This is a genomic window from Pseudomonas sp. ABC1 (assembly GCF_013395055.1).
Classification (GTDB): Bacteria; Pseudomonadota; Gammaproteobacteria; order Pseudomonadales; family Pseudomonadaceae; genus Stutzerimonas.
On the sequence record NZ_CP058349.1, the window covers coordinates 1,849,014 to 1,869,501 of the forward strand.

The window sequence follows — 20,488 nt, forward strand, 5'->3', positions numbered from 1 at the left end:
GCATCGAGTGCGCACGCCTGGATTTGCGCCACGCCAATGGCCCATCCAAGGTCATTGCATGACGATCTTCGATTTGCCCCCTCTCCCGCTTGCGGGAGAGGGCTGGGGAGATGGGAAAAAGCTTTATGCACTGCCTGATGCCCCATCGCGACGGGCACCGACGCCATGCCAACCCTGCTATCATCGCCGCCCTGTTTTCCCGTATCCCGATTGCAGCGAGCGCATTCATGAGCACCGACAAGACCAACCAGTCCTGGGGCGGCCGTTTCAGCGAGCCCGTCGACGCCTTCGTCGCCCGATTCACCGCCTCCGTCGAGTTCGACAAGCGCCTCTACCGCCACGACATCATGGGCTCCATCGCCCACGCCACCATGTTGGCCAAAGCAGGCGTGCTGACCGATGCCGAGCGCGACAGCATCATCGCCAACCTGAAGGACATCCAGGCGGAAATCGAGGCCGGCAGCTTCGACTGGCGCATCGACCTGGAAGACGTGCACATGAACATCGAGGCGCGTCTGACCGACCGCATCGGCGTGGTCGGCAAAAAACTGCACACCGGCCGCTCGCGCAACGACCAGGTGGCCACCGACATCCGCCTGTGGCTGCGCGACGAGATCGACACCATCCTCGCCGAAATCACCCGCCTGCAGCAGGGCCTGCTGGGCCTGGCGCAAGCCGAGGCCGACACCATCATGCCGGGCTTCACCCACCTGCAGACCGCCCAGCCCGTGACCTTCGGCCACCACCTGCTGGCCTGGTTCGAAATGCTCAGCCGTGACTACGAGCGCCTGGTCGACTGCCGCAAGCGCACCAACCGCATGCCCCTGGGCAGCGCCGCGCTGGCCGGCACCACCTACCCGATCCAGCGCGAGATCACCTGCGAACTGCTGGGTTTCGAAGCGATTTCCGGCAACTCGCTGGACGGCGTTTCCGACCGCGACTTCGCCATCGAATTCTGCGCCGCCGCCGCACTGGCGATGATGCACCTGTCGCGCTTCTCCGAAGAGCTGGTGCTGTGGACCAGCGCGCAGTTCCAGTTCATCGACCTGCCCGACCGCTTCTGCACCGGTTCCTCGATCATGCCGCAGAAGAAGAACCCCGACGTGCCGGAGCTGGTACGCGGCAAGTCTGGTCGCGTGTTCGGCCACCTGAGCGGCCTGCTGACCCTGATGAAAGGCCAGCCGCTGGCCTACAACAAGGACAACCAGGAAGACAAGGAGCCGCTGTTCGACGCCGCCGACACCCTGCGCGACAGCCTGCGTGCCTTCGCCGACATGGTGCCGGCGATCAAGCCCCGGCGCGAAATCATGCGCGAGGCGGCACTGCGCGGCTTCTCCACCGCCACCGACCTGGCCGACTACCTGGTGCGCAAGGGCTTGCCGTTCCGCGACTGCCACGAGATCGTCGGCCACGCGGTGAAATACGGTGTGGAAAGCGGCAAGGACCTGGCCGAGATGAGCCTGGACGAACTGCGCCGCTTCAGCGACCAGATCGGCGACGACGTCTTCGCCGTCCTGACCCTGGAAGGTTCGGTGAACGCCCGCAACCATATCGGCGGCACCGCACCCGCCCAGGTGCGCCTGGCCGTGGCCCGTGGCCACGAACTGCTGGCGGCACGCTGACCTGTGGTTCGACGCGGGCCTCCCGGCCCGCGTAGCACCCTCGACCTGTAACGCCGCGCCGGACGTCTCCGATGCCTGGGTGTCCGGCGCACCATCCCGACGGAGCCGCCATGCCCCTCTCGATCCGCCCCGCTACTTCCGCCGATGCCGCCCTGATCCTGCGCTTCATCACCGACCTGGCGATCTACGAAAAAGCCGAACATGAAGTGAAGACCGATGTGGCCGGCCTGCAGGCCACGCTGTTCGCCGAGGACGGTCCGGCCAACGCGCTGATCGTCGAGCAGGACGGCCAGCCCATCGGCTACGCGGTGTACTTCTACAACTACTCGACCTGGCTCGGCTGCAAGGGGCTGTACCTGGAAGACCTCTACATCTCGCCAGAATCACGCGGCAGTGGCGCGGGCAAGGCGACCCTGCAATACCTGGCACGGCTGGCAGTAAGCGAAGGCTGTGGACGCTTCGAATGGTCGGTACTGGACTGGAACCAGCCCGCCATCGACTTCTACCAGTCACTCGGCGCCCGCCCCCAGGACGAATGGGTCGGCTATCGCCTGACAGGCGAAGCCCTGCAGCGCCTTGCCCAGAGCTGAGGGCCGGACGGACCTCAGCGGGCGAGCCTGGCCTTCATAAGGGCCACGGTGGCCTCCCGTGATGCGTCGCGCTCGGCGGCGATACGCTGCACGTTGGGGTTCTCGCCCAGGCGCTGCAACAACGCCCGGGCCTCGGGCAGCTCCTGCAACAGGTCGAGACCGAACAGCTTATGCGCCACATGCGCCGCCAGTGGCAGGCTGTAGAGCAGGTAAATGTCCGCCAGCGTGAACTGCTCGCCCGCCACGAAAGGCGCAAAGCGCGCCTGGCGCCTGAGCGCCGCGATACCCGCCGGCAGCTCGATCCGGGCGACATCCTTGATGGCATCCGCGACAGTACCGCCGAAGAAGGCCTCCGGGTAACAACTGCGTGCTGGCAGTTCCAGATAAAGCTCGATGGTGCGCGCCAGGGAGCGTACCTGCGCACGCTCGAACGCGTTGTCCGGCAGGAGTGGCTGGCCACCCTGGCTGTCCTCCAGGTACTCGAGGATCGCCGCGGTTTCCGTGAGGAATCCCTGTGGCGTCTCCAGTATCGGCACCTTGCGGCGCGGGCTGATGGCCTTGAAACCGGCAGGAGGCGTCGTCAGTACATTGACCTCCTCGAACGGCAGGGCTTTCTCCAGCAGCGCCAGCTTGACCATGTTGTAGTAATTGCTCAGGGCGAAACCGTGCAGCTTCAGCATGGAGGACATCCGTCATCGTCGGGGAGACTCCTTGTACCCCAGAAGCGGGTGGCTGCCCAGCCCCGGCCATCTGTGCCAGACTCCTGGCAACGCACCGCACGGAATACCCGATGAACACGCACGACGATGAAGAACAGTTCGCCCAGGACACACTGATCCAGGCCATTGAAAATCAACTGGAAGCTGATGAGCCACCCGCCGTGCGAGCCGTGCTCAACAAGCTCACGCTGGTGGGGTACGAGCGCGAAGAGAGCCTGCACCTGATGGCACTGGCGCTGGCCGATGAAATCAACCATATGCTCGAAAAGCAGCGCCCTTTCGATGGCGCCCGCTACGAAGAATTGCTGCGCAATCTGCCTGATCTACCCGAACCGCACGACGCCTGAAAAAAGCGTATTCTGGCCCGAACACACAAGAACGAAGGAAAGGAAAACACATGGCCTACACCCCCGAAAGAACCGCCGAACTGGAAATCCTCGGCCTGTTCAACCTGGATAGCGCCCAGGAGGGCCTGAAGATCCACAAGGACGCATCGTCCCATCTGATCGACGCCGCACAGCGGTTGTATGAGAAAGGCCTGACGACGCAAACCGATGGTGGCTACCTGACCAGCCTTGGCCGCGATGCGGCTGAACATGCCCAGGCGCTGCTGTTGATCCTGTCCTCGAAACAAGGTGCATAAGCACGAGGCAAGCGATACAGGAACCGGACCTTGCGTCCGGTTTCAGCGTTTCTTCAAGTAGCGCGTCAATCCCTGGAACCACAGCACCAGCGCCGGATTGCCGTTGACCTTGATGTGCTGGTCCTGGATGCCCTGCATGAAGGCCAGTTGCTTGTTCTTCGCCTGCAAGGTAGCGAAACCGTAGGATGCATCGCGAAACCCCAGGGAAAACGCAGGATCGTCGCCACGGCCGGAACGGCTGCTGATACGCTGCGCCTTGACGGTGAAATGACGTGCCACCTTGCCGTCGAGCGTATAGAGATCGAAGCTCAGGTCCTTGCCCGCCAGCTCCTGCTGCATCTCCGGGTTATTGCGGCTGGCTCTGGCCAGCAACAGCCCCAGCGCCCAGAGCAGAAAACGGAACTTCATACCAACCCTCCCCAATTCAAAGGCCCGGAGCGGGCAGACCGTTGAAATCGGCTACCGGCTCCGGGCACAACGCTTCAGCCGATGGCGTCCTTGAGCAGCTTGCCTGGCTTGAAGGCTACGGTATTGCTCGCCTTGATGGTCACCGGCTCGCCGGTCTGGGGGTTCTTGCCAGTGCGGGCGCCACGGTGACGCTGCACGAAGGTGCCGAAACCGACCAGGGTCACACTGTCCTTGCGGCCCAGGGCCTGGGTGATTTCATCGAGGATGGAGTTCAGGACACGGTTGGCCTGATCTTTGTTCAAATCGGCCTTTTCGGCGATGACCGCCGCGAGTTCCGGTTTACGCATGGATGGATAGCCTCTGAGACATTCTTGTTGTTGTGTCCACTGCTGGCAAACAGCAGCATTTAAGGCGCTACGACGGGCGTTGACCGCCGCAGACGTCCTGAGAATGGCACGACACTCACGGTCGCGCCAGCCCAAAAACGCAGCCAGGCCGCTTCGTGAGCGGCGTCTAATCCCTTGGTCGAAGATAATCCGGTCAATCCGCCATGAGCGGCGGCAGCAGCGGGGTCAACGCCTGCCGTGCCTGCGTTGCCTGGCCGCACAAGGCATAGCCAAGCAGCAGACCGCCATCGTCGAGGTACAGCGCGCGGATATCATCGCCGTTTCCCGTGACCTGCCAATGCCCCGCCGCCGCTGCGGCAGGGGGCGCGACGACCAGGGCGCAGGCGGGCGTCTTCACCGTCACCGGCATCACCCCGTAGCGCACCGCGCTCGGCTCGCCCGCCAGGGTGCTGGCCAGCGCACGCGCAGCGGCCATCAGCGGCATGACGTAAAGCAGGCTGTGCCCGTCCACCTCGGCACAGTCGCCCAATGCGTGGATATTCGGCTGCGAGGTACGCAGCCAGCGGTCAACCACGACGCCTCGGGCCACCGACAACCCCGCCGCCTGCGCCAATGCCGTACGTGGGCGCAGGCCCACGGCACTGAGGACAATGTCGCAAGCCAGGGTACGGCCATCGGACAGGCGCGCCAGCCGCTCACCACTCTGGCGTTGCAGATGCTCCACCACCGCACCGCAGTGGAACAGCACGCCCGTGCGCTCCAGGGCGCCCTGCACGGCACTCGCCACCTCGCCCGGCAACAGGCCGGGCATGATCTGGCGTGCAGGCGACACCACCTCGACACGATGCCCGGACAGCGCCAGGTCGTTGGCAAACTCGCAGCCAATCAGCCCCGCCCCCATGATCAGAATGCGCGAAGGGCCACGAATGGCCTGTTGCAAACGACGGTAGTCCGCCAGGTCGTTCACCGTGAAAATCGCATCGCTGCCATCACCACCGAGCGAAGCCCGGACCGGCTCAGCCCCCAGGGCCAGGACCAGGTCGCGATAGGAGATCGCCTCGTCGCCGAGCCAGATACGCCTGGCCTGCGGTTCCAGGCGTGTGACCTGGGTGCGGGTACGGACCTCGGCCGCCAGTTGCTCAGCCATTCGCTGCGCACTGGCGGTGACCATGGCGTCGGCATCCTTGCCCTTGCCAAAGCCCGTGGAAAGCATCGGCTTCGAATAGCACTCGCCGTCGTCGGCACTGATCAGGAGCAGCGGCGTCGTCTGGTCCCGTTTGCGGAACTCGCGCGCCAGGGTATAGCCAGCCAGCCCTGTACCGACAATCACCAGAGGGTCGCTCATCCAACGCCCCCTCAGTCCAGCCGGATCATTTCGAAGTCGTCCTTGCCGACGCCACAATCAGGGCACAGCCAGTCCTGCGGGACGTCCTCCCAGCGCGTGCCGGCGGCGATGCCCTCATCCGGCAGACCAAGCGCCTCGTCGTAGATAAAACCGCACACGATACATTGCCACTTGCTCATCACTGCCCCTCTACCGGCCCGCCAGGCCGGACTGATGTTTCCGAGTCGCCCGAACCGCTCATACCTGCGGCCCGGAACCCAGTTTCTGCAACATGTCCAACTCCGAGCGCATACCCGAGGTCTCACGGATACGGCCAAGAATCTCGCGTTTGAGCGCCAGGAAATCCGCGGAAAGCTTCATGTCCTGATGCCGTTCGGCAGGCAGCGGCACCTCATACTGACTGTCGATCCGGCCTGGGCGCGGGGCCATCAGCACGATGCGCGTGCCCAGGTAGATCGCCTCGTCCACGTCATGGGTGACGAAAACGATCGTGCTCTTCTCCAGCCGGTGCACGTGGCGGATCAGGTCGTGCATGACCTCGCGGGTCTGGGCATCCAGCGCGCCGAAAGGCTCGTCCATCAGCAGGATGTCCGGCTTGCCCATCAGCGCCCTGGCAATCGCCACACGCTGCTGCATACCGCCGGAAAGCTGGCTGGGGTACGCATCGGCAAAAGGCTCCAGCCCCATCAGGCCAAGCAGTGCCCAGGCCCGGCCATCCGCCGTCTCGATGTCGCCATCGTGTCGCACGGTGTCGGAAACCACCTTGAGGCGGCGCGAAAACTTGATGTTCTGCATCACGGTCAGCCAGGGATAGAGGCTGTAATGCTGGAACACCATGGCCCGCTCTCGGCCAGGACCGGTAAGCGGCTGCCCACCCAGGAGCAATTGCCCGCTGCTGTGGCTTTCCAGCCCGGCGATGATGCGCAGCAGGGTCGACTTGCCGCAGCCGGAGGCACCGACGAAGGTCACGAACTCGTTATCGCGGATGTCCAGGTCGATGCCACGCAAGGCCTCGATGCTCTTCCCTCGCCCCTGGAACGACTTGCCCAGCCCCTTGATATTGATGGGTGCGGCCATGACTCACCTCTTCTGCCAGTGGAAAGCGCGACGCCCGACCCAGCGAAACAACTGGTCGGTCAACAGGCCGATCAAGCCGATCAGCAAGATGCCGGCGAAGATCGTGTCGATCTGCATGTAGCGCTGGGCGCGCAGGATGGCGTAGCCCAGGCCGGAACTGGCCGCGACCAGTTCCGCCACCACCAGGTAGGTCCATGCCCAGCCACAGGTAATGCGCAGGGTGTCCCAGAGAGCCGGCCCCGCCGAGCGCCAGATCACCCACTGGATGATTTCCCCACGGTTGGCGCCCATGGTCTGGGCGGCCTCGATCTGCGCCATCGGCACCCGGCGCACGTCCTCGGCCACCATCAGCGTCATCTGGAAGAACGTGCCGATGAAAATGATCAGCACCTTCGAGCCTTCGTCGATCCCGACCCACAGCATGATCAGCGGAATGAAAGCCACCGCCGGCATGTAGCGGATGAAATCCAGCAGCGGTTCGAGCAGCGCTTGCACCGGCTTGTAGGTGCCCAGGTAAAGGCCCAATGGCAACGCGAACAGCGCGGCCAGGCCGAAGCCCGCCATGACCCGGTAGACACTGATGGCGGCATCCGTCAGCAATGTGCCTTCCAGCGCCCAGTGCCCGATACGTGCGAGTACCGCCTCGGGGGTTGGCATGAACAGGGGATCGGACAACCCCAGCACACTGGTACACAACCACCACAACAGCAGCGGAATGCTGAGCCCGCAGACGGCCAGCCAGCCCACTTGCCGCGAGGACAGCTCACCACGGATACGCCACCAGCGGTGGCGCGGCAGCACCGTGACAGCATGCGCAGTGACACTATTCATACGCTCGCCTCCAGTCATACGCCCGCCTCCAGCGCCAGCGACGGCAAGGGGGCCAGCGTCCAACCGCTGACCGGTGGCTGCGCCCCCAGCCCGGCCAGCCGCGCGCCCCCGATGCTCGGCAGGTCTTCACCGCATCCTTCCAGCAACACCTGGCCAACACGGCCAGGCAGGCTGGAGAGAAGGATGCTCCAGGGCGAACCACCGCCCTGGATACGCCCAAAGGAAAACTCGCAGTCCAGCAAAGCGTCGCGCCCGGCCTCGTCCAGCCGCGCCAGTTGTTCGCTCAACGGGCCGCCGCCCGCCAGCACGCCGGAGCGCTCTGCCGCGAACAGAAACCAGTCGCCAGCCCGCAACAGGCATGCCTGGCGACCCTCCGCCACCAGCCATAGCGCCTGGTGCCCGCCGCGCGAATCGGGCAGGCGCTGCCAGATTTCAAGGTAGCTGCCATCCAGGGCGGTCTCGTGCACTTCATCGTCGTCGACGAAACGCATGGTGCCGATATCCGCCGGACCGGGTGGCTGGTAGTCCAGCAGCCGGTGCCATTGGCAGCGCTCGCCCACGACCCGGGTAATACCGGCAAAGGCCACGATGTCGCTACGCGAGCGCCAGTCCGGCGCTGGCGCCTGGGGGATGCGCAGGTCGCCATGCAGCACGTCGGTCTGAACCCAGAATACGGGGGTCGTACGGTCCTCCAGGCCATCGGCGGTACGCAGCAGCGTGCGCTGCCAGACACCGCGATAGCGCTCGGGAACGGCCTTGCAATCTGCCTCAGTGCTCATGCCCACCCCCTCACAACACGGCCAGGAAGGAAAGCCCCACCGCGCCATAGAAACGCTCGGTGCGCTGCGGCCCGTCCTGCAGGCTGCCGTAGTCCTCGCTGAAGACACGGTGCGTACGGTAACGGTGGTAGTTGCCGATCAACTCGCGCATCGGGATGACCTGCGCATAATCCTCGCCGAACAATTGCGCATGCAGGGCAGGCAACCGATACCAGGGGGCCACAGGCTTGTCGTGATGCGCATTGTGATAAGTGAAGTTCAGGAACAGCAGGTTGAGCGCCGGCCAGCGACTGGAGACCAGGTTGCTGAATGTATTGCCCTGCTCGTAGTCACGGTCGCCCTTGTGCGGCAGCTCCAGCTTGCCCTCGATCAGTTGCTCGACGACCTCGTAGGTGTGCTGGTGCATATCGGCCAGCCGCAGTACACAGACCATCAGCATCCAGGCCAGCGCATAGAGCACCAGGGCCAGGGGCGACAGCCAGCCGAGCAGCGCGAACAGGGCGCTGCGCACGACGAACAGCGTCAGCACCTTGCCGCGTCGGGCGCGGTGACTGGGCTCTTCGCTGAAGAACGGCATCAGCATGACCATGTAGTGGATCATCAGGTCCACCGCCGGGATGTGCGCCCACTCCAGTGCCAGCACCAGCTTCTGCACCCAGCGCGGCCGACGCAGCAGGAAGCTGCGCGGATCGAAGCTGATGACATCGGCATTGTCCACGTGATGGCGCATGTGTTTCTTGCGCATGGTCTGGAAGTCCTGGTAGCAGGACCCCGTCAACCAGCCGAAGAACTCACCGACCCGCTCGTTGGTCACCGCACTGGCGAAGATCGTGCCATGGGCGAACTCGTGGATCAGGAATGCGGCGATGATCATGCCGTGGGCCAGCAACAGCGTGCCCAGCAGGTTCAGCGCCAGATGGGGCGACAGCAGCAGCGCCAGGCCGCCGCCATAGGTCAGTACCGCGTACCCCATCGCCAGGGTATTGGGCAGCGTGCCATCGGGGTATCGAAACAGGGCCATGACAGTCCTCCTGGCGACTTATTGGGTCAGGGCATCGATGAAACGGGAGTCGAAGGTGCTGCCGATATCCGGCACTGCCGGTATCTGGCCGCTATTGAGCATCAACTCCGCGATCACCTTGCCGCTGCCGTAGAAGGAAGTGGTGGCTTCGCTTTCCTCGAAATTGAGCCCCATTTCCGCCAGTGGCATGTTGTAGACGCCCTGCATCTGCTCGGCCGCTTCCTCCGTGCTTACTCCCAGCACCTCGCCAACGATGGCGGCGGCCTCCTGAGGATGGCTGTGCATGTACTCCAGCCCGGCCAGGTAGCCCTTGATCAGTGCCTCGATAGCCTTGGCGCGCTTGGTGACCTGCGCCTCGTCGAACACCAGTACGTCGGTGATCAGCCCTGGCGCGTCCTTGGATGAATAGAGCACGTGGTAACGCTCGCCACCGCCCATGGCCACGATGCGGGACACGTTGGGTTCCCATGTCACCCCGGCAGCCAGGCTGCCCGAGGCCATAGCGCCGGGAACTGCATCAGGGTTGATGTTGACGGACTGGATGTCCTTCTCGCTCATGCCATTGCTTTTCAGCGCATGGCTGAGCAGGAACTCGGGCGGAGACAACGGCGCATAGCCAACCTTCTGGCCCGCCAGCTCGCGGATACTGGTAATGCCTTTTGCCGCGACCACGGCATCGCCGCCGTTGGAGTAGTCGATAGGCATAACCACCTTGTACTTGTGGCCCTTGGCCACCGCGCCGATCACCTGATCGTAGGTCAGGGTCGCGCCATCCACGGCCTTGCTGGCCAGGGCGGGAACGATCAGGCCGGGGTCGCTGAAGAACTGCAGTTCGACCTTCACCCCCTGAGCCTTGTACAGGTCGAGCTTGTCGGCGACATACAGCGGGGCGTAACCGGGCCAGATGGAGCTGGCCAGGCGGATCTTTTCCACGGCGTGCGATGTAAACGGAAGCAGGCTGCTGAAAACGCCCAGCCCGAGGCATAGCAGGGTCTTGTGCAGTAATACTCTGGACATCATGGCGGTACTCCTACGGAAAAATAAAAAACCGGGATGACTTCGCGTCTCCCGGGCTTTTATCCCGCCGTGTGACCCCCTCCATGAGGCCGGAAAACTCTCGGACCAGCCATCCACACGCAGTGGACCGGAACCCTAGCTCGCCTTGGTGAAACTCCTGTGTATCGAGTGCAGCATCACAATGTCAGACGCGACTCATCCCCACGTCGCAGAACGTAGCAAAGGATGCGCCAATTCCACGAAAGTCACGCCACACAAGGCTTTCAGGCAAAACGCCCAAGCATCGAATGGCAACGGCTGCACCATCGCACACCAGCGTGCAAGGTATCGGTGCAGGGCAACCACCAGCGGCGCCGACTGCCCGTGCTAGACTCCGCCGGTGTTCCTGCCATGCCCGATGATGCCCGTGTCCGATACTCCCGACTGGCTCAGCGCCACGCGACAACCCCATCCCCTCGCCCCCGACCTGCATGACTGGCTGTTCGACCAAGGCTCCCTGACCCGCCGCCTGACCGCACAGAGCGATGGCCACTTCGACGTGCAGCCCCTGGACGAAGGCTGGCAGCCCCTGCGCCACGATGAATGCACCGCCCTTGGCGGGGCGCCCGGCAGCATCGGCTGGGTCCGCGAGGTCTACCTGCGTGGCCACCGGCAACCCTGGGTATTCGCCCGCAGCGTGGCCTTGCGCAGCGCCCTGGAGCATTCGGGCCTGGACCTGGAGCGCCTGGGCAGCCGCTCCCTCGGCGAACTGCTGTTCAGCGACCAGGCCTTCGACCGGGGCGAGCTGGAAACCTGCCGCTATCCCGCCGACTGGTTGCCCGGGCAGGTACGAGAAGACGGCCTCTGGGCCCGCCGCTCCTGCTTTCGTCGTGGCGAACTGGGCGTGCTGGTCGCAGAAATCTTCCTTCCCGAGCTCTGGCGCGCAGCCAGGGTGAACAGCCACTGAGCATCCGGAGACCATCGGCGTGTACCTGAAACTCCTGCAATCGAGCAACCGCCTGCATCCGCGAGCCTGGGACTTCATCCAACTGGTACGGCTGGACAAGCCCATCGGCGTCTTCCTGCTGATGTGGCCGACACTGGTGGCCCTGTGGATCGCCGGCGACGGCGCACCGGCTATCGGGCATGTATTCATTTTCAGCCTCGGCGTGATCCTGATGCGTTCCGCCGGTTGCGTGATCAACGACTTCGCCGACCGCAATTTCGATGGCCACGTCGAGCGCACCAAGGCCCGCCCGCTGGCCACCGGCAAGGTGCGCGTGCGCGAGGCCTGGATACTCTTCGCCGTACTGATCGGCGCCAGCTTCCTGTTGGTGCTGCTGACCAACGCCACCACTATCTGGCTGTCATTCGGCGCCCTGGCGGTGGCGGCGCTCTACCCCTTCATGAAGCGCTACACCTATTACCCGCAGGTGGTACTGGGCGCCGCCTACTCCTGGGGCATCCTCATGGCCTTCACCGCCGAGACCGGCAGCCTGCCCGCCGCAGCCTGGCTGCTGTACCTGGCCAACGTGCTGTGGACAGTGGCCTATGACTCCTACTACGCCATGGCCGACCGCGAGGACGACCTGAAGATCGGCCTGAAATCTACCGCCATCCTCTTCGGCGACGCCGATCGCGTCATCATCGCCAGCCTGCAAGGCATGACCCTGCTGTGCCTGGCACTGGCCAGCGTGCGCTTCGGCCTGGGCCTGTGGTTCTGGCTCGGCCTCGCCGTGGCGGCGCTGTGCTTCGCCTGGGAATTCCACAGTACGCGCCAGCGCGAGCCGCTGAAGTGCTTCCGGGCCTTCCTGCACAACCACTGGGCCGGTCTGGCGATCCTGGTCGGCACGCTGCTCGACTACGGCCTGCGCGCATCCGTCTGAATGTCACATGGCTGCAATAATTCCGTTATCTAATGCCGAGCGACAGCAACGACAGAGAACGGACCATGAACGGCAAGAGCATCCTCATCGTCGATGACGAAGCGCCCATACGCGAGATGATCGTGGTAGCGCTGGAGATGGCGGGCTACGAATGCCTGGAAGCGGACAACACGCAACAGGCGCACGCCCTGATCGTCGACCGCAGGCCCGACCTGATCCTGCTCGACTGGATGCTGCCCGGCACGTCGGGCATCGAGCTGGCCCGCCGCCTGAAGCGCGACGAGATGACCGCCAACACGCCGATCATCATGCTCACCGCCAAGGACGAAGAGGACAACAAGATCCAGGGCCTGGAAGTCGGTGCCGACGACTACATCACCAAGCCTTTCTCGCCCCGCGAGCTGGTGGCGCGCCTCAAGGCCGTACTGCGCCGCGCCGCGCCGAACGACAGCGAAACACCCATCGAGATCGGCGGGTTGCTGCTCGATCCGGTCAGCCACCGCGTCACCATCGACGGCAAGCCGGCCGAGATGGGCCCGACCGAATACCGTCTGCTGCAATTCTTCATGACGCACCAGGAACGCGCCTACACCCGCGGGCAACTGCTCGACCAGGTCTGGGGCGGCAATGTGTATGTCGAGGAGCGCACCGTGGACGTGCACATCCGGCGCCTGCGCAAGGCCCTCGGCGAAAGCTACGAGAACCTGGTGCAGACGGTTCGTGGTACGGGCTATCGTTTCTCGGTCAAGAACTGAATCCAAGGGGCCTGTACCGTGAATCAAGACTGGCGCGGTGACCTGGTACGCCGGCTGCTGTTGATCCTGCTCGGCTGCCTGGTGCTTGGCCTGGTGTCCGGCGAACTCGCCTGGGCACTGGTCCTCGGCCTGGGCGGCTACCTGGGCTGGACGCTGCGCCAGTTGCTGCGCCTGCTCGACTGGATGAAGCAGAACCCCGACGCCCCGCCGCCGGACAGCCACGGGATATGGGCCGAGGTCTTCGACAGCCTCTATCAGTTGCAGCGCCGCGAGCTGCGCCAGCGCAAACAGCTACAGGCCGTCATCGACCGCGTACAGGACTCCACCGCCGCGCTGAAGGACGGCGTGATCATGCTCGACAGCCAGGGCAACCTGGAATGGTGGAACATCGCCGCCAGCAACCTGCTCGGGCTCAAGCGCCAGCAGGACACCGGGCACCCGATCACCAACGTGGTGCGCCACCCGGCATTCAAGGAATACTTCGAGCGCGGGCAATACGACGAGGCCCTGGAGATCGTCTCCCCGGTCAATGACCGCATCTACCTGCAAGTCAACATCACTCGCTACGGCAACAGCGAGCACATGTTCCTCGTGCGCGACATCACCCGGTTGCACCACCTTGAACAGATGCGCAAGGACTTCGTCGCCAACCTCTCCCATGAGCTGCGCACACCGTTGACGGTGATCGCCGGCTACCTGGAAACCCTGCTGGAAAACAGCGCCGAGCAGCCCGCGCGCTGGCAACGGGCGCTGCAACAGATGGACCAGCAGGCGGGCCGCATGCAGCACCTGATCAGCGACCTGTTGCTGCTGGCCAAGCTGGAGACCACCACCCATCCATCGGCCAACAGCCCGGTGGCCGTCGACCAGTTGCTGAGGTCGATCAAGAGCGACGCCCTGGCCCTGTCGGCGGAAAAACGCCACAACATCTCGCTGGAGGCCGACAGCCATATCCAGTTGCGCGGCAGCGAGAGCGAACTGCGCAGCGCCTTCTCCAACCTGGTGTTCAATGCGGTGAAATACACGCCCGAGGGCGGCGACATCCACATTCGCTGGTCCGGCAACGAACAGGGCGCCAGGCTCTGCGTGCAGGACTCGGGGATCGGCATCGACCGGCGCCACCTGCCGCGCCTGACCGAACGCTTCTACCGCGTCGACTCCAGCCGCGCCAGCACCACCGGCGGCACCGGCCTGGGCCTGGCCATCGTCAAGCATGTGCTGCTGCGCCATATGGGGCGCCTGGACATCGACAGCGCTCCCGGCAAGGGCAGCACCTTCACCTGCCACTTCCAGGCGGCGCAGGTGGTCAAGGCGTGAAGCGGCCAGCCGGACGGAGTCGCCATAACGCCCGGTGCACCGCCTGACGCTTGAAATATCCTGACATCAGCCCCATTCTGTCGCCCTCATTGGTTTACCCAGTACCCTCATGGACCCTTCCTCTAGTAGCGTTTCACCCTCCTATTTCGCCGATGTCGGCCTGATTTTCTTTGCCCTGTTCCTGGTGCTGCTCAACGGCTTCTTCGTCGCCGCCGAGTTCGCCATGGTCAAGCTGCGCGCCACCAAGGTGGAAGCAATCGCCGACGAGCATGGCTGGCGCGGGCATATCCTGCGCAAAGTGCACAACCAACTGGATGCCTACCTGTCGGCCTGCCAGCTCGGCATCACCCTGGCCTCGCTGGGGCTGGGCTGGGTCGGCGAGCCGGCCTTCGCCCACCTGCTGGAGCCGTTGATGGCGGCGCTGGGCATCGAGTCCCAGGCGCTGATCCACGCCTTCGCCTTCTTCACCGCGTTCTTCATCATTTCCTACCTGCACATCGTCGTCGGTGAACTGGCGCCCAAGTCCTGGGCGATCCGCAAGCCCGAGTTGCTGTCGCTGTGGACGGCCGTACCGCTGTACCTGTTCTACTGGCTGATGTACCCGGCCATCTACCTGCTCAACGCCAGCGCCAACGCCATCCTGCGCATTGCCGGCCAGGGCGAGCCGGGCAGCCAGAACGAGCACCACTACAGCCGTGACGAACTCAAGCTGATCCTGCACTCCAACCGCACGCTGGACCCGGGCAACCAGGACATCCGGGTGCTGGCCTCGGCGGTGGAGATGAGCGAGCTGGAAGTCTCCGACTGGGCCAACTCCCGCGAAGACCTGCTGCAGATCGACAGCGATGCCTCCCTGGCCGATATCCTCACCATCATCCGCCGCCACAAATACAGCCGCTATCCGGTCTACGACCACGAGCAGAACGAGTTCATCGGGCTGCTGCACATCAAGGACCTGCTGCTGGCGCTGGCCGAGGATGGCCTGCAGGCCGAGGACTTCGTCCTCGCCGACCTGCTGCGCCCGCTGGAGCGCGTCTCGCGCAGCATGCCGCTGAACGAACTGCTCGAACAGTTCCGCCAGGGCGGCGCGCACTTCGTACTGGTCGAGGAAGGCGATCACAAGGTGGTCGGCTTCCTCACCATGGAAGACGTGCTGGAAGTGCTGGTGGGCGATATCCAGGACGAACACCACAAGACCGACCACAGCATCCTTGCCTACCAGCCGGGCAAACTGCTGGTGCGCGGCGACACTCCGCTGTTCAAGCTGGAGCGCATCCTGCACGTCGACCTCGACCATATCGAGGCCGACACCCTGGGCGGACTGGTCTACGAAAGCCTCAAGCGCGTGCCGGAGAAAAACGAAGTGCTGGAGGTCGAAGGCCTGCACATCGTGATCAAGAAAATGCGCGGGCCGAAGATCATCCTGGCCAAGGTGCTCAAGCAGAAGCCCCAGTTGTCCGAAGACTGATCGCGACAGGCGACGGCGCTGCAACGGCGCCGTCGCGGTTCCTCGCGCATGCGACATCACGCCTGTCGACAAGAACCACTATCATCTTGGACTAACCCTACATATGGGCTAGTATCCGCCACTCGATACAACATCTTGTGCAAAAAGGCGCCGCCCGCCCCATATCCGCGCACAAGGCATACCCCGCCCTTGAACCAGGAGGCTCCCTGCAATGACCCAAGCAGCGAAGGTACGATCCATCAGCAAGGCCGTCGCCGACATCCCGATCCAGGATGCGTCGATGGACATCTGGGACAAGAAGTACCGCCTCAAGGCCAAGGATGGACGGGTCATCGACCAGACCATCGACGACAGCTTCCAGCGCGTCGCCAAGGCCCTTGCTGAAGTCGAGCAGACACCTGAACTGCGCAAGCTGTGGGGCGAGAAATTCCTCTGGGCGCTGCGCCGTGGCGCCATCCCCGCCGGGCGCATCACCTCCAATGCCGGCGCCCAGGAACACAAGCCCGCCACCAGTACCATCAACTGCACCGTCTCCGGCATCGTCGCCGACTCCATGGACGACATCCTCGAGAAGGTCCACGAGGCCGGGCTGACGCTCAAGGCCGGTTGCGGCATCGGCTACGAATTCTCCACCCTGCGCCCGCGCGGGGCCTATGTCTCCGGGGCGGGCTCGTACACCTCGGGGCCGCTGTCGTTCATGGATATCTACGACAAGATGTGCTTCACCGTGTCTTCCGCCGGTGGGCGCCGGGGCGCACAGATGGCCACCTTCGACGTCGGCCACCCGGACGTCGCCGACTTCATCCGCGCCAAGCGCGAAGACGGCCGCCTGCGCCAGTTCAACCTCAGCCTGCTGATCACCGACGAGTTCATGACCGCCGTGCAGGCCAACGCGGACTGGCCGCTGGCCTTCCCGCTGAGCCAGAAGGAAGTCGAGGAAGACGGCATCGACACCACCGACGCCAGCCAGGTGATCTGGCGCGACTGGCCGCAGAAAGGCCCCTACATCACCAACGACCAGGGCCTGACCGCCTGCCGTGTGTACAAGGTGATCAAGGCCCAGCGCCTGTGGGACATGATCATGTCCTCCACCTACGACTTCGCCGAGCCGGGCTTCATCCTCATCGACCGCGTCAACGAGATGAACAACAACTGGTTCTGCGAGGACATCCGTGCCACCAACCCCTGCGGCGAGCAACCGCTGCCGCCCTATGGCGCCTGCCTGCTCGGCTCGATCAACCTGACCCAGTTCGTGCGCGATCCCTTCACCGACCGCGCGCGTTTCGACTGGGACGAGTACAAGGACGTGGTGCGCATCTTCACCCGCATGCTGGACAACGTGGTGGAGATCAACGGCCTGCCGCTGGAACAGCAGCGCCGCGAAATCCAGCGCAAGCGTCGCCACGGCATGGGCTTCCTCGGCCTGGGCTCGACCCTGACCATGCTCAAGATGCAATACGGCGATGCACAATCGCTGGTCTTCACCGAAGAAGTGGCCAAGCAGATGGCCGTGGTCGGCTGGGAAGCCGGACTGGAACTGGCACGGGAGAAAGGCGCCGCACCGCTGATGGACGAAGACTTCGTCGTCACCGCGGAAATGCTCGCCAAGCGCCCGGAAATGGCCGTGGACGGCATCAAGCCCGGCGATACGGTCAAGGGCCGCGTGCTCTGGGCCAGGTACTCGCGCTATATGCAGCGCATCGGTGAGGTCGCGCCGCAATTGATCGAGCAACTGGCCGAGACTGGCAGCCGCTTCAGCCACCACAGTTCCATCGCGCCAACCGGCACCATTTCCCTGTCACTGGCCAACAACACCAGCAACGGCATCGAGCCGAGCTTCGCCCACCACTACTTCCGCAACGTCATCCGCGAAGGCAAGAAGTCCAAGGAAAAGGTCGACGTCTACTCCTCCGAGCTGCTCGCCTACCGGCACTTCATCGACCCCGAGGCCGCCCCCGGCAACGGCCTGCCGGACTACTTCATCACCGCCGACGACATCACGCCGAAGCAGCACGTGGATATCCAGGCGGCGGCGCAGAAGTGGGTCGACAGCTCCATCTCGAAAACCGCCAACGTGCCCAGCGACTACCCCTACGAGTCGTTCAAGGACATCTACGTCTACGCCCACCAGCAGGGCCTGAAGGGCTGCACCACCTTCCGTTTCAACCCCGAGGCGTTCCAGGGCGTACTGGTCAAGGAGGCCGACCTGGCCGCCACCACCTACCGTTTCGCCTTGGCCGACGGCAGCCTCGTCGAGGCCAAGGGTAACGAGGAAATCGAATACGACGGCGAAATCCACAGCGCCGCCAACCTGTTCGATGCCCTCAAAGAAGGCTATTACGGAAAATTCTGAGGACGCGCCGATGAGCAACAAGAAAATCCGCATCGACAGCAAGATCGTCGGCTACGAAGTGGTCAAGCCGGAGCAGGCCGAGGTCGTCGCCGCCACGCCAGAGCCGGAACTCGAGCTGATGCACGAGAAGGTCCAGCGCCCCGAGGCGCTGGAAGGCTCGACCTACAAGATCAAGACGCCGCTGTCCGAACACGCGCTGTACGTCACCATCAACGACCTCGTGCTCAACCAGGGCACCGAGCACGAGCAGCGCCACCCGTTCGAGATCTTCATCAACTCGAAGAACATGGACCACTTCCAGTGGATCGTCGCCCTCACCCGCATCGCCTCGGCAGTGTTCCGCAAGGGCGGCGACTGCACGTTCCTCGCCGAGGAACTGAAAGCCGTGTTCGACCCCAAGGGCGGCTACTTCAAGAAAGGCGGCAAGTTCATGCCCTCGCTGGTGGCCGAGATCGGCGACGTGATCGAGACCCACCTGCGCAAGATCGGCCTGATCGAGTCCGAACGCCTGGACGAGCACCAGAAAGCCTTCATCGAACAAAAGAAGGCCGAACTGAAGGCGGACAGTGCCAGCCAGGACTCCGGCTACCCACCGGGCGCCGCCCTGTGTGGCAAGTGCAACACCACGGCGCTGGTGCAGATGGATGGCTGCCTGACCTGCCTCAACTGCGGCGACAGCAAGTGCGGGTAAAGACTCCGTAGCAGTGATCGTGCGGGGACGGACGGCCCGTCAGCCCCCGCACGAACCGATCGTCGGGTCTCGTCACCAAAGGCACCAGGACCCGCGGCAGCACCTGCCACCTGACGTATGCTCTGACCCCGTACGATCCGACTTCAGACTCCGCTCACGCTGCCGATGACCTTCGACAGTCATTCCTCCGGAGAGGCGACCATGTTGTTCAATCGCTATAAAGCAGAAAACGCTCGCCTCAAGCAGTCCCTCGCGCTCTACACAGAGGCGATACGCCGTCTGGATGACGAACAGATATCCGCGCATTTCGATTCGAACGGACGCTTCCTGCGGATCGGCCCGGTCTTCCGCCAGGAGCTGCAATACGAGCCGGCCGATGTGGAAGGTCGCCACCTGAATGACTTCGTGCCGAAGCATGCCCTCGGCGACCCACACCACCGACGCATCGACGACGCGCTGAAAAAGGGCCAGAGCTTCAGCGGCGCGCTGCGCCTGCTACGCAAGGACGGCCACGAGGCCTGGCTGCGGGTCGTTATCGTGCCCGTGCACAACGCCGACGGCAGCGTGGAATCCTTCTACCTCCACGGTAACAACGTGACCCGCACCATCGAGGCCTCGCTGGAAAACGAGAATATGATGAAGGCCCTGCTGCGCTCGACGGCAGTCATCGAGTTCTCCATGGATGGCAACGTCATCACCGCCAATGACCGCTTCCTAGAGGCAATGGGCTACCGCCTCGACCAGATCAAGGGCAAGCACCACAGCCTGTTCTGCTCGCCGGAAGATGTACACAGCCAGGCCTACAAGGATTTCTGGGGCCAGTTGCGGGCCGGACACTTCGTCAGCAACCGCTTCCGTCGCGTCGACAGCATGGGCCGCGACGTATGGCTGGAGGCGTCCTACAACCCGGTGTCGGACGTCCACGGCAAGCTCTACAAGGTCGTCAAGTTCGCCACCGTGGTCACCGACCAGGTGAACCGAGAGACCTCGGTGGGCGAAGCGGCCAGGATCGCCCACAGCACCTCCCAGCACACGGACCACCACGCCCAGCAAGGCACACTGATCGTCGAACAGACGCTGCAGGTCGTACGCCAGTTGACCGACCGCATGCAGCAAGCCTGCGACTCCATCGAGGCACTGGACCAACAGGGCCAACTCATCGCCAGCATCATCAAGACCATCGGCGACATCGCCGGGCAGACCAACCTGCTGGCCCTCAACGCGGCCATCGAAGCGGCCCGCGCAGGCGACCAGGGACGCGGCTTCGCCGTGGTGGCCGACGAAGTCCGCCAGTTGGCCTCGCGCACGACGCTGGCGGCCCAGGACATCATCGAGGTCATCAAGGAAAACCAGAACCTCACCGCCAATGCCGTCTCGACCATCAACCAGAGCAAGGCCCAGGCCGAGCAGGCGCTGTCGCTGTCCACCGAGGCGGGAGCGGTCATCGAGCAGATCCAGGAAGGCGCCCAGTCGGTGGTGCAGGCAGTCAGCCGCTTCGCCAACGAATATTCCTCCTGAAGCGCGACCAATGTGTTGCCAGGGGGCTATCTTGACGGCTTCCTGCGCGCTCAGAATAATGCTGGCCGCTTGCAATCATTGATCCACCAAGGCTTCGCGCTCCACGGCTCGAAGCCCGCCGG

At 63.9% G+C, this 20,488-nt stretch carries 21 protein-coding genes, 2 pseudogenes and 1 riboswitch; of the genes and pseudogenes, 13 read left to right on the forward strand and 10 right to left on the reverse strand.

What is annotated here, in order from left to right; genetic code table 11:
* Positions 1-227: 227 nt before the first annotated feature.
* Positions 228-1,622: an argininosuccinate lyase gene (argH, locus tag HW090_RS08120; protein WP_179113039.1), complete on the forward strand. Its 1,395-nt coding sequence runs from the start codon at positions 228-230 to the stop codon at positions 1,620-1,622.
* A gap of 110 nt (positions 1,623-1,732) precedes the next feature.
* Positions 1,733-2,212, forward strand: coding sequence for a GNAT family N-acetyltransferase (locus tag HW090_RS08125; RefSeq protein WP_179113040.1), 480 nt, complete (start codon positions 1,733-1,735; stop codon positions 2,210-2,212).
* Positions 2,213-2,226: 14 nt separating this feature from the next.
* Here HW090_RS08125 and HW090_RS08130 read toward each other — a convergent pair whose 3' ends face one another.
* Complete coding sequence (locus tag HW090_RS08130) at positions 2,227-2,892, reverse strand: glutathione S-transferase family protein (RefSeq protein WP_179113041.1); 666 nt, start codon at positions 2,890-2,892, stop codon at positions 2,227-2,229.
* Between the two features lie 110 nt (positions 2,893-3,002).
* Between HW090_RS08130 and HW090_RS08135 the strand changes: the two genes are divergently transcribed.
* Both HW090_RS08135 and HW090_RS08140 read left to right on the forward strand, forming a co-directional pair.
* Positions 3,003-3,278, forward strand: a complete 276-nt coding sequence (locus HW090_RS08135) for a DUF1841 family protein (protein WP_179113042.1) — start codon at positions 3,003-3,005, stop codon at positions 3,276-3,278.
* 50 nt (positions 3,279-3,328) lie between these two features.
* The gene (locus HW090_RS08140; RefSeq protein WP_179113043.1) at positions 3,329-3,574 is read left to right on the forward strand and encodes a TIGR02647 family protein; all 246 of its coding nucleotides are present in this window, start codon (positions 3,329-3,331) and stop codon (positions 3,572-3,574) included.
* Positions 3,575-3,616: 42 nt separating this feature from the next.
* Here HW090_RS08140 and HW090_RS08145 read toward each other — a convergent pair whose 3' ends face one another.
* From HW090_RS08145 to HW090_RS08185, 9 genes are all read right to left on the reverse strand, one after another.
* A complete protein-coding gene (locus HW090_RS08145; protein ID WP_179113044.1) occupies positions 3,617-3,982 on the reverse strand; it encodes an SCP2 sterol-binding domain-containing protein in 366 nt (121 codons plus the stop codon).
* Positions 3,983-4,056: 74 nt separating this feature from the next.
* Positions 4,057-4,329, reverse strand: coding sequence for an HU family DNA-binding protein (locus HW090_RS08150; protein WP_179113045.1), 273 nt, complete (start codon positions 4,327-4,329; stop codon positions 4,057-4,059).
* Positions 4,330-4,522: 193 nt separating this feature from the next.
* A complete protein-coding gene (locus tag HW090_RS08155; protein ID WP_179113046.1) occupies positions 4,523-5,674 on the reverse strand; it encodes an FAD-dependent oxidoreductase in 1,152 nt (383 codons plus the stop codon).
* An 11-nt stretch (positions 5,675-5,685) separates the two neighbouring features.
* A complete protein-coding gene (locus HW090_RS08160; RefSeq protein ID WP_179113047.1) occupies positions 5,686-5,853 on the reverse strand; it encodes a rubredoxin in 168 nt (55 codons plus the stop codon).
* 58 nt (positions 5,854-5,911) lie between these two features.
* A complete protein-coding gene (locus HW090_RS08165) occupies positions 5,912-6,751 on the reverse strand; it encodes an ABC transporter ATP-binding protein (protein ID WP_179113048.1) in 840 nt (279 codons plus the stop codon).
* Between the two features lie 3 nt (positions 6,752-6,754).
* Positions 6,755-7,582, reverse strand: coding sequence for an ABC transporter permease (locus HW090_RS08170; RefSeq protein ID WP_256930765.1), 828 nt, complete (start codon positions 7,580-7,582; stop codon positions 6,755-6,757).
* A gap of 14 nt (positions 7,583-7,596) precedes the next feature.
* On the reverse strand, positions 7,597-8,361 hold the full coding sequence (locus HW090_RS08175; protein ID WP_179113050.1) for a hypothetical protein: 765 nt from the start codon (positions 8,359-8,361) through the stop codon (positions 7,597-7,599).
* Between the two features lie 10 nt (positions 8,362-8,371).
* Complete coding sequence (locus tag HW090_RS08180; protein WP_179113051.1) at positions 8,372-9,382, reverse strand: fatty acid desaturase; 1,011 nt, start codon at positions 9,380-9,382, stop codon at positions 8,372-8,374.
* An 18-nt stretch (positions 9,383-9,400) separates the two neighbouring features.
* Positions 9,401-10,399, reverse strand: a complete 999-nt coding sequence (locus tag HW090_RS08185; RefSeq protein WP_256930766.1) for an ABC transporter substrate-binding protein — start codon at positions 10,397-10,399, stop codon at positions 9,401-9,403.
* A gap of 46 nt (positions 10,400-10,445) precedes the next feature.
* Positions 10,446-10,549: riboswitch (guanidine-I (ykkC/yxkD leader) on the reverse strand.
* 250 nt (positions 10,550-10,799) lie between these two features.
* Between HW090_RS08185 and HW090_RS08190 the strand changes: the two genes are divergently transcribed.
* The 9 genes and pseudogenes from HW090_RS08190 to HW090_RS18130 form a co-directional block, all read left to right on the forward strand.
* Positions 10,800-11,345 (forward strand): chorismate lyase, encoded by a 546-nt coding sequence (locus HW090_RS08190; RefSeq protein WP_373416388.1) that lies wholly within the window; start codon positions 10,800-10,802, stop codon positions 11,343-11,345.
* 19 nt (positions 11,346-11,364) lie between these two features.
* A complete protein-coding gene (gene ubiA / locus HW090_RS08195; RefSeq protein WP_179113054.1) occupies positions 11,365-12,264 on the forward strand; it encodes a 4-hydroxybenzoate octaprenyltransferase in 900 nt (299 codons plus the stop codon).
* A gap of 65 nt (positions 12,265-12,329) precedes the next feature.
* Positions 12,330-13,019, forward strand: a complete 690-nt coding sequence (phoB, locus tag HW090_RS08200) for a phosphate regulon transcriptional regulator PhoB (RefSeq protein WP_179113055.1) — start codon at positions 12,330-12,332, stop codon at positions 13,017-13,019.
* 18 nt (positions 13,020-13,037) lie between these two features.
* Positions 13,038-14,336: a phosphate regulon sensor histidine kinase PhoR gene (phoR, locus tag HW090_RS08205; protein WP_179113056.1), complete on the forward strand. Its 1,299-nt coding sequence runs from the start codon at positions 13,038-13,040 to the stop codon at positions 14,334-14,336.
* Between the two features lie 109 nt (positions 14,337-14,445).
* Positions 14,446-15,804: a hemolysin family protein gene (locus tag HW090_RS08210; protein ID WP_179113057.1), complete on the forward strand. Its 1,359-nt coding sequence runs from the start codon at positions 14,446-14,448 to the stop codon at positions 15,802-15,804.
* A 211-nt stretch (positions 15,805-16,015) separates the two neighbouring features.
* Complete coding sequence (locus tag HW090_RS08215; protein WP_179113058.1) at positions 16,016-18,157, forward strand: adenosylcobalamin-dependent ribonucleoside-diphosphate reductase; 2,142 nt, start codon at positions 16,016-16,018, stop codon at positions 18,155-18,157.
* Positions 18,158-18,167: 10 nt separating this feature from the next.
* Positions 18,168-18,848 carry an NrdJb gene (locus HW090_RS08220; protein WP_179113059.1) on the forward strand — a complete coding sequence of 227 codons (681 nt, stop codon included), beginning with the start codon at positions 18,168-18,170 and terminating at the stop codon, positions 18,846-18,848.
* 201 nt (positions 18,849-19,049) lie between these two features.
* Positions 19,050-19,772 (forward strand): annotated as a pseudogene (locus HW090_RS18125) (PAS domain-containing protein); the annotation flags it as partial.
* A gap of 162 nt (positions 19,773-19,934) precedes the next feature.
* A pseudogene (locus tag HW090_RS18130) lies at positions 19,935-20,366 on the forward strand (methyl-accepting chemotaxis protein); the annotation flags it as partial.
* Positions 20,367-20,488 lie beyond the last annotated feature (122 nt).

Excerpts from the sequence above, each read along its gene's own strand:
- argH (WP_179113039.1), top strand. The coding sequence starts at position 228 with ATGAGCACCGACAAGACCAACCAGTCCTGGGGCGGCCGTTTCAGCGAG.
- HW090_RS08125 (WP_179113040.1), top strand. The coding sequence starts at position 1,733 with ATGCCCCTCTCGATCCGCCCCGCTACTTCCGCCGATGCCGCCCTGATC.
- HW090_RS08130 (WP_179113041.1), bottom strand. The coding sequence starts at position 2,892 with ATGCTGAAGCTGCACGGTTTCGCCCTGAGCAATTACTACAACATGGTC.
- HW090_RS08135 (WP_179113042.1), top strand. The coding sequence starts at position 3,003 with ATGAACACGCACGACGATGAAGAACAGTTCGCCCAGGACACACTGATC.
- HW090_RS08140 (WP_179113043.1), top strand. The coding sequence starts at position 3,329 with ATGGCCTACACCCCCGAAAGAACCGCCGAACTGGAAATCCTCGGCCTG.
- HW090_RS08145 (WP_179113044.1), bottom strand. The coding sequence starts at position 3,982 with ATGAAGTTCCGTTTTCTGCTCTGGGCGCTGGGGCTGTTGCTGGCCAGA.
- HW090_RS08150 (WP_179113045.1), bottom strand. The coding sequence starts at position 4,329 with ATGCGTAAACCGGAACTCGCGGCGGTCATCGCCGAAAAGGCCGATTTG.
- HW090_RS08155 (WP_179113046.1), bottom strand. The coding sequence starts at position 5,674 with ATGAGCGACCCTCTGGTGATTGTCGGTACAGGGCTGGCTGGCTATACC.
- HW090_RS08160 (WP_179113047.1), bottom strand. The coding sequence starts at position 5,853 with ATGAGCAAGTGGCAATGTATCGTGTGCGGTTTTATCTACGACGAGGCG.
- HW090_RS08165 (WP_179113048.1), bottom strand. The coding sequence starts at position 6,751 with ATGGCCGCACCCATCAATATCAAGGGGCTGGGCAAGTCGTTCCAGGGG.
- HW090_RS08170 (WP_256930765.1), bottom strand. The coding sequence starts at position 7,582 with ATGAATAGTGTCACTGCGCATGCTGTCACGGTGCTGCCGCGCCACCGC.
- HW090_RS08175 (WP_179113050.1), bottom strand. The coding sequence starts at position 8,361 with ATGAGCACTGAGGCAGATTGCAAGGCCGTTCCCGAGCGCTATCGCGGT.
- HW090_RS08180 (WP_179113051.1), bottom strand. The coding sequence starts at position 9,382 with ATGGCCCTGTTTCGATACCCCGATGGCACGCTGCCCAATACCCTGGCG.
- HW090_RS08185 (WP_256930766.1), bottom strand. The coding sequence starts at position 10,399 with ATGTCCAGAGTATTACTGCACAAGACCCTGCTATGCCTCGGGCTGGGC.
- HW090_RS08190 (WP_373416388.1), top strand. The coding sequence starts at position 10,800 with ATGCCCGTGTCCGATACTCCCGACTGGCTCAGCGCCACGCGACAACCC.
- phoB (WP_179113055.1), top strand. The coding sequence starts at position 12,330 with ATGAACGGCAAGAGCATCCTCATCGTCGATGACGAAGCGCCCATACGC.
- HW090_RS08210 (WP_179113057.1), top strand. The coding sequence starts at position 14,446 with ATGGACCCTTCCTCTAGTAGCGTTTCACCCTCCTATTTCGCCGATGTC.
- HW090_RS08215 (WP_179113058.1), top strand. The coding sequence starts at position 16,016 with ATGACCCAAGCAGCGAAGGTACGATCCATCAGCAAGGCCGTCGCCGAC.
- HW090_RS08220 (WP_179113059.1), top strand. The coding sequence starts at position 18,168 with ATGAGCAACAAGAAAATCCGCATCGACAGCAAGATCGTCGGCTACGAA.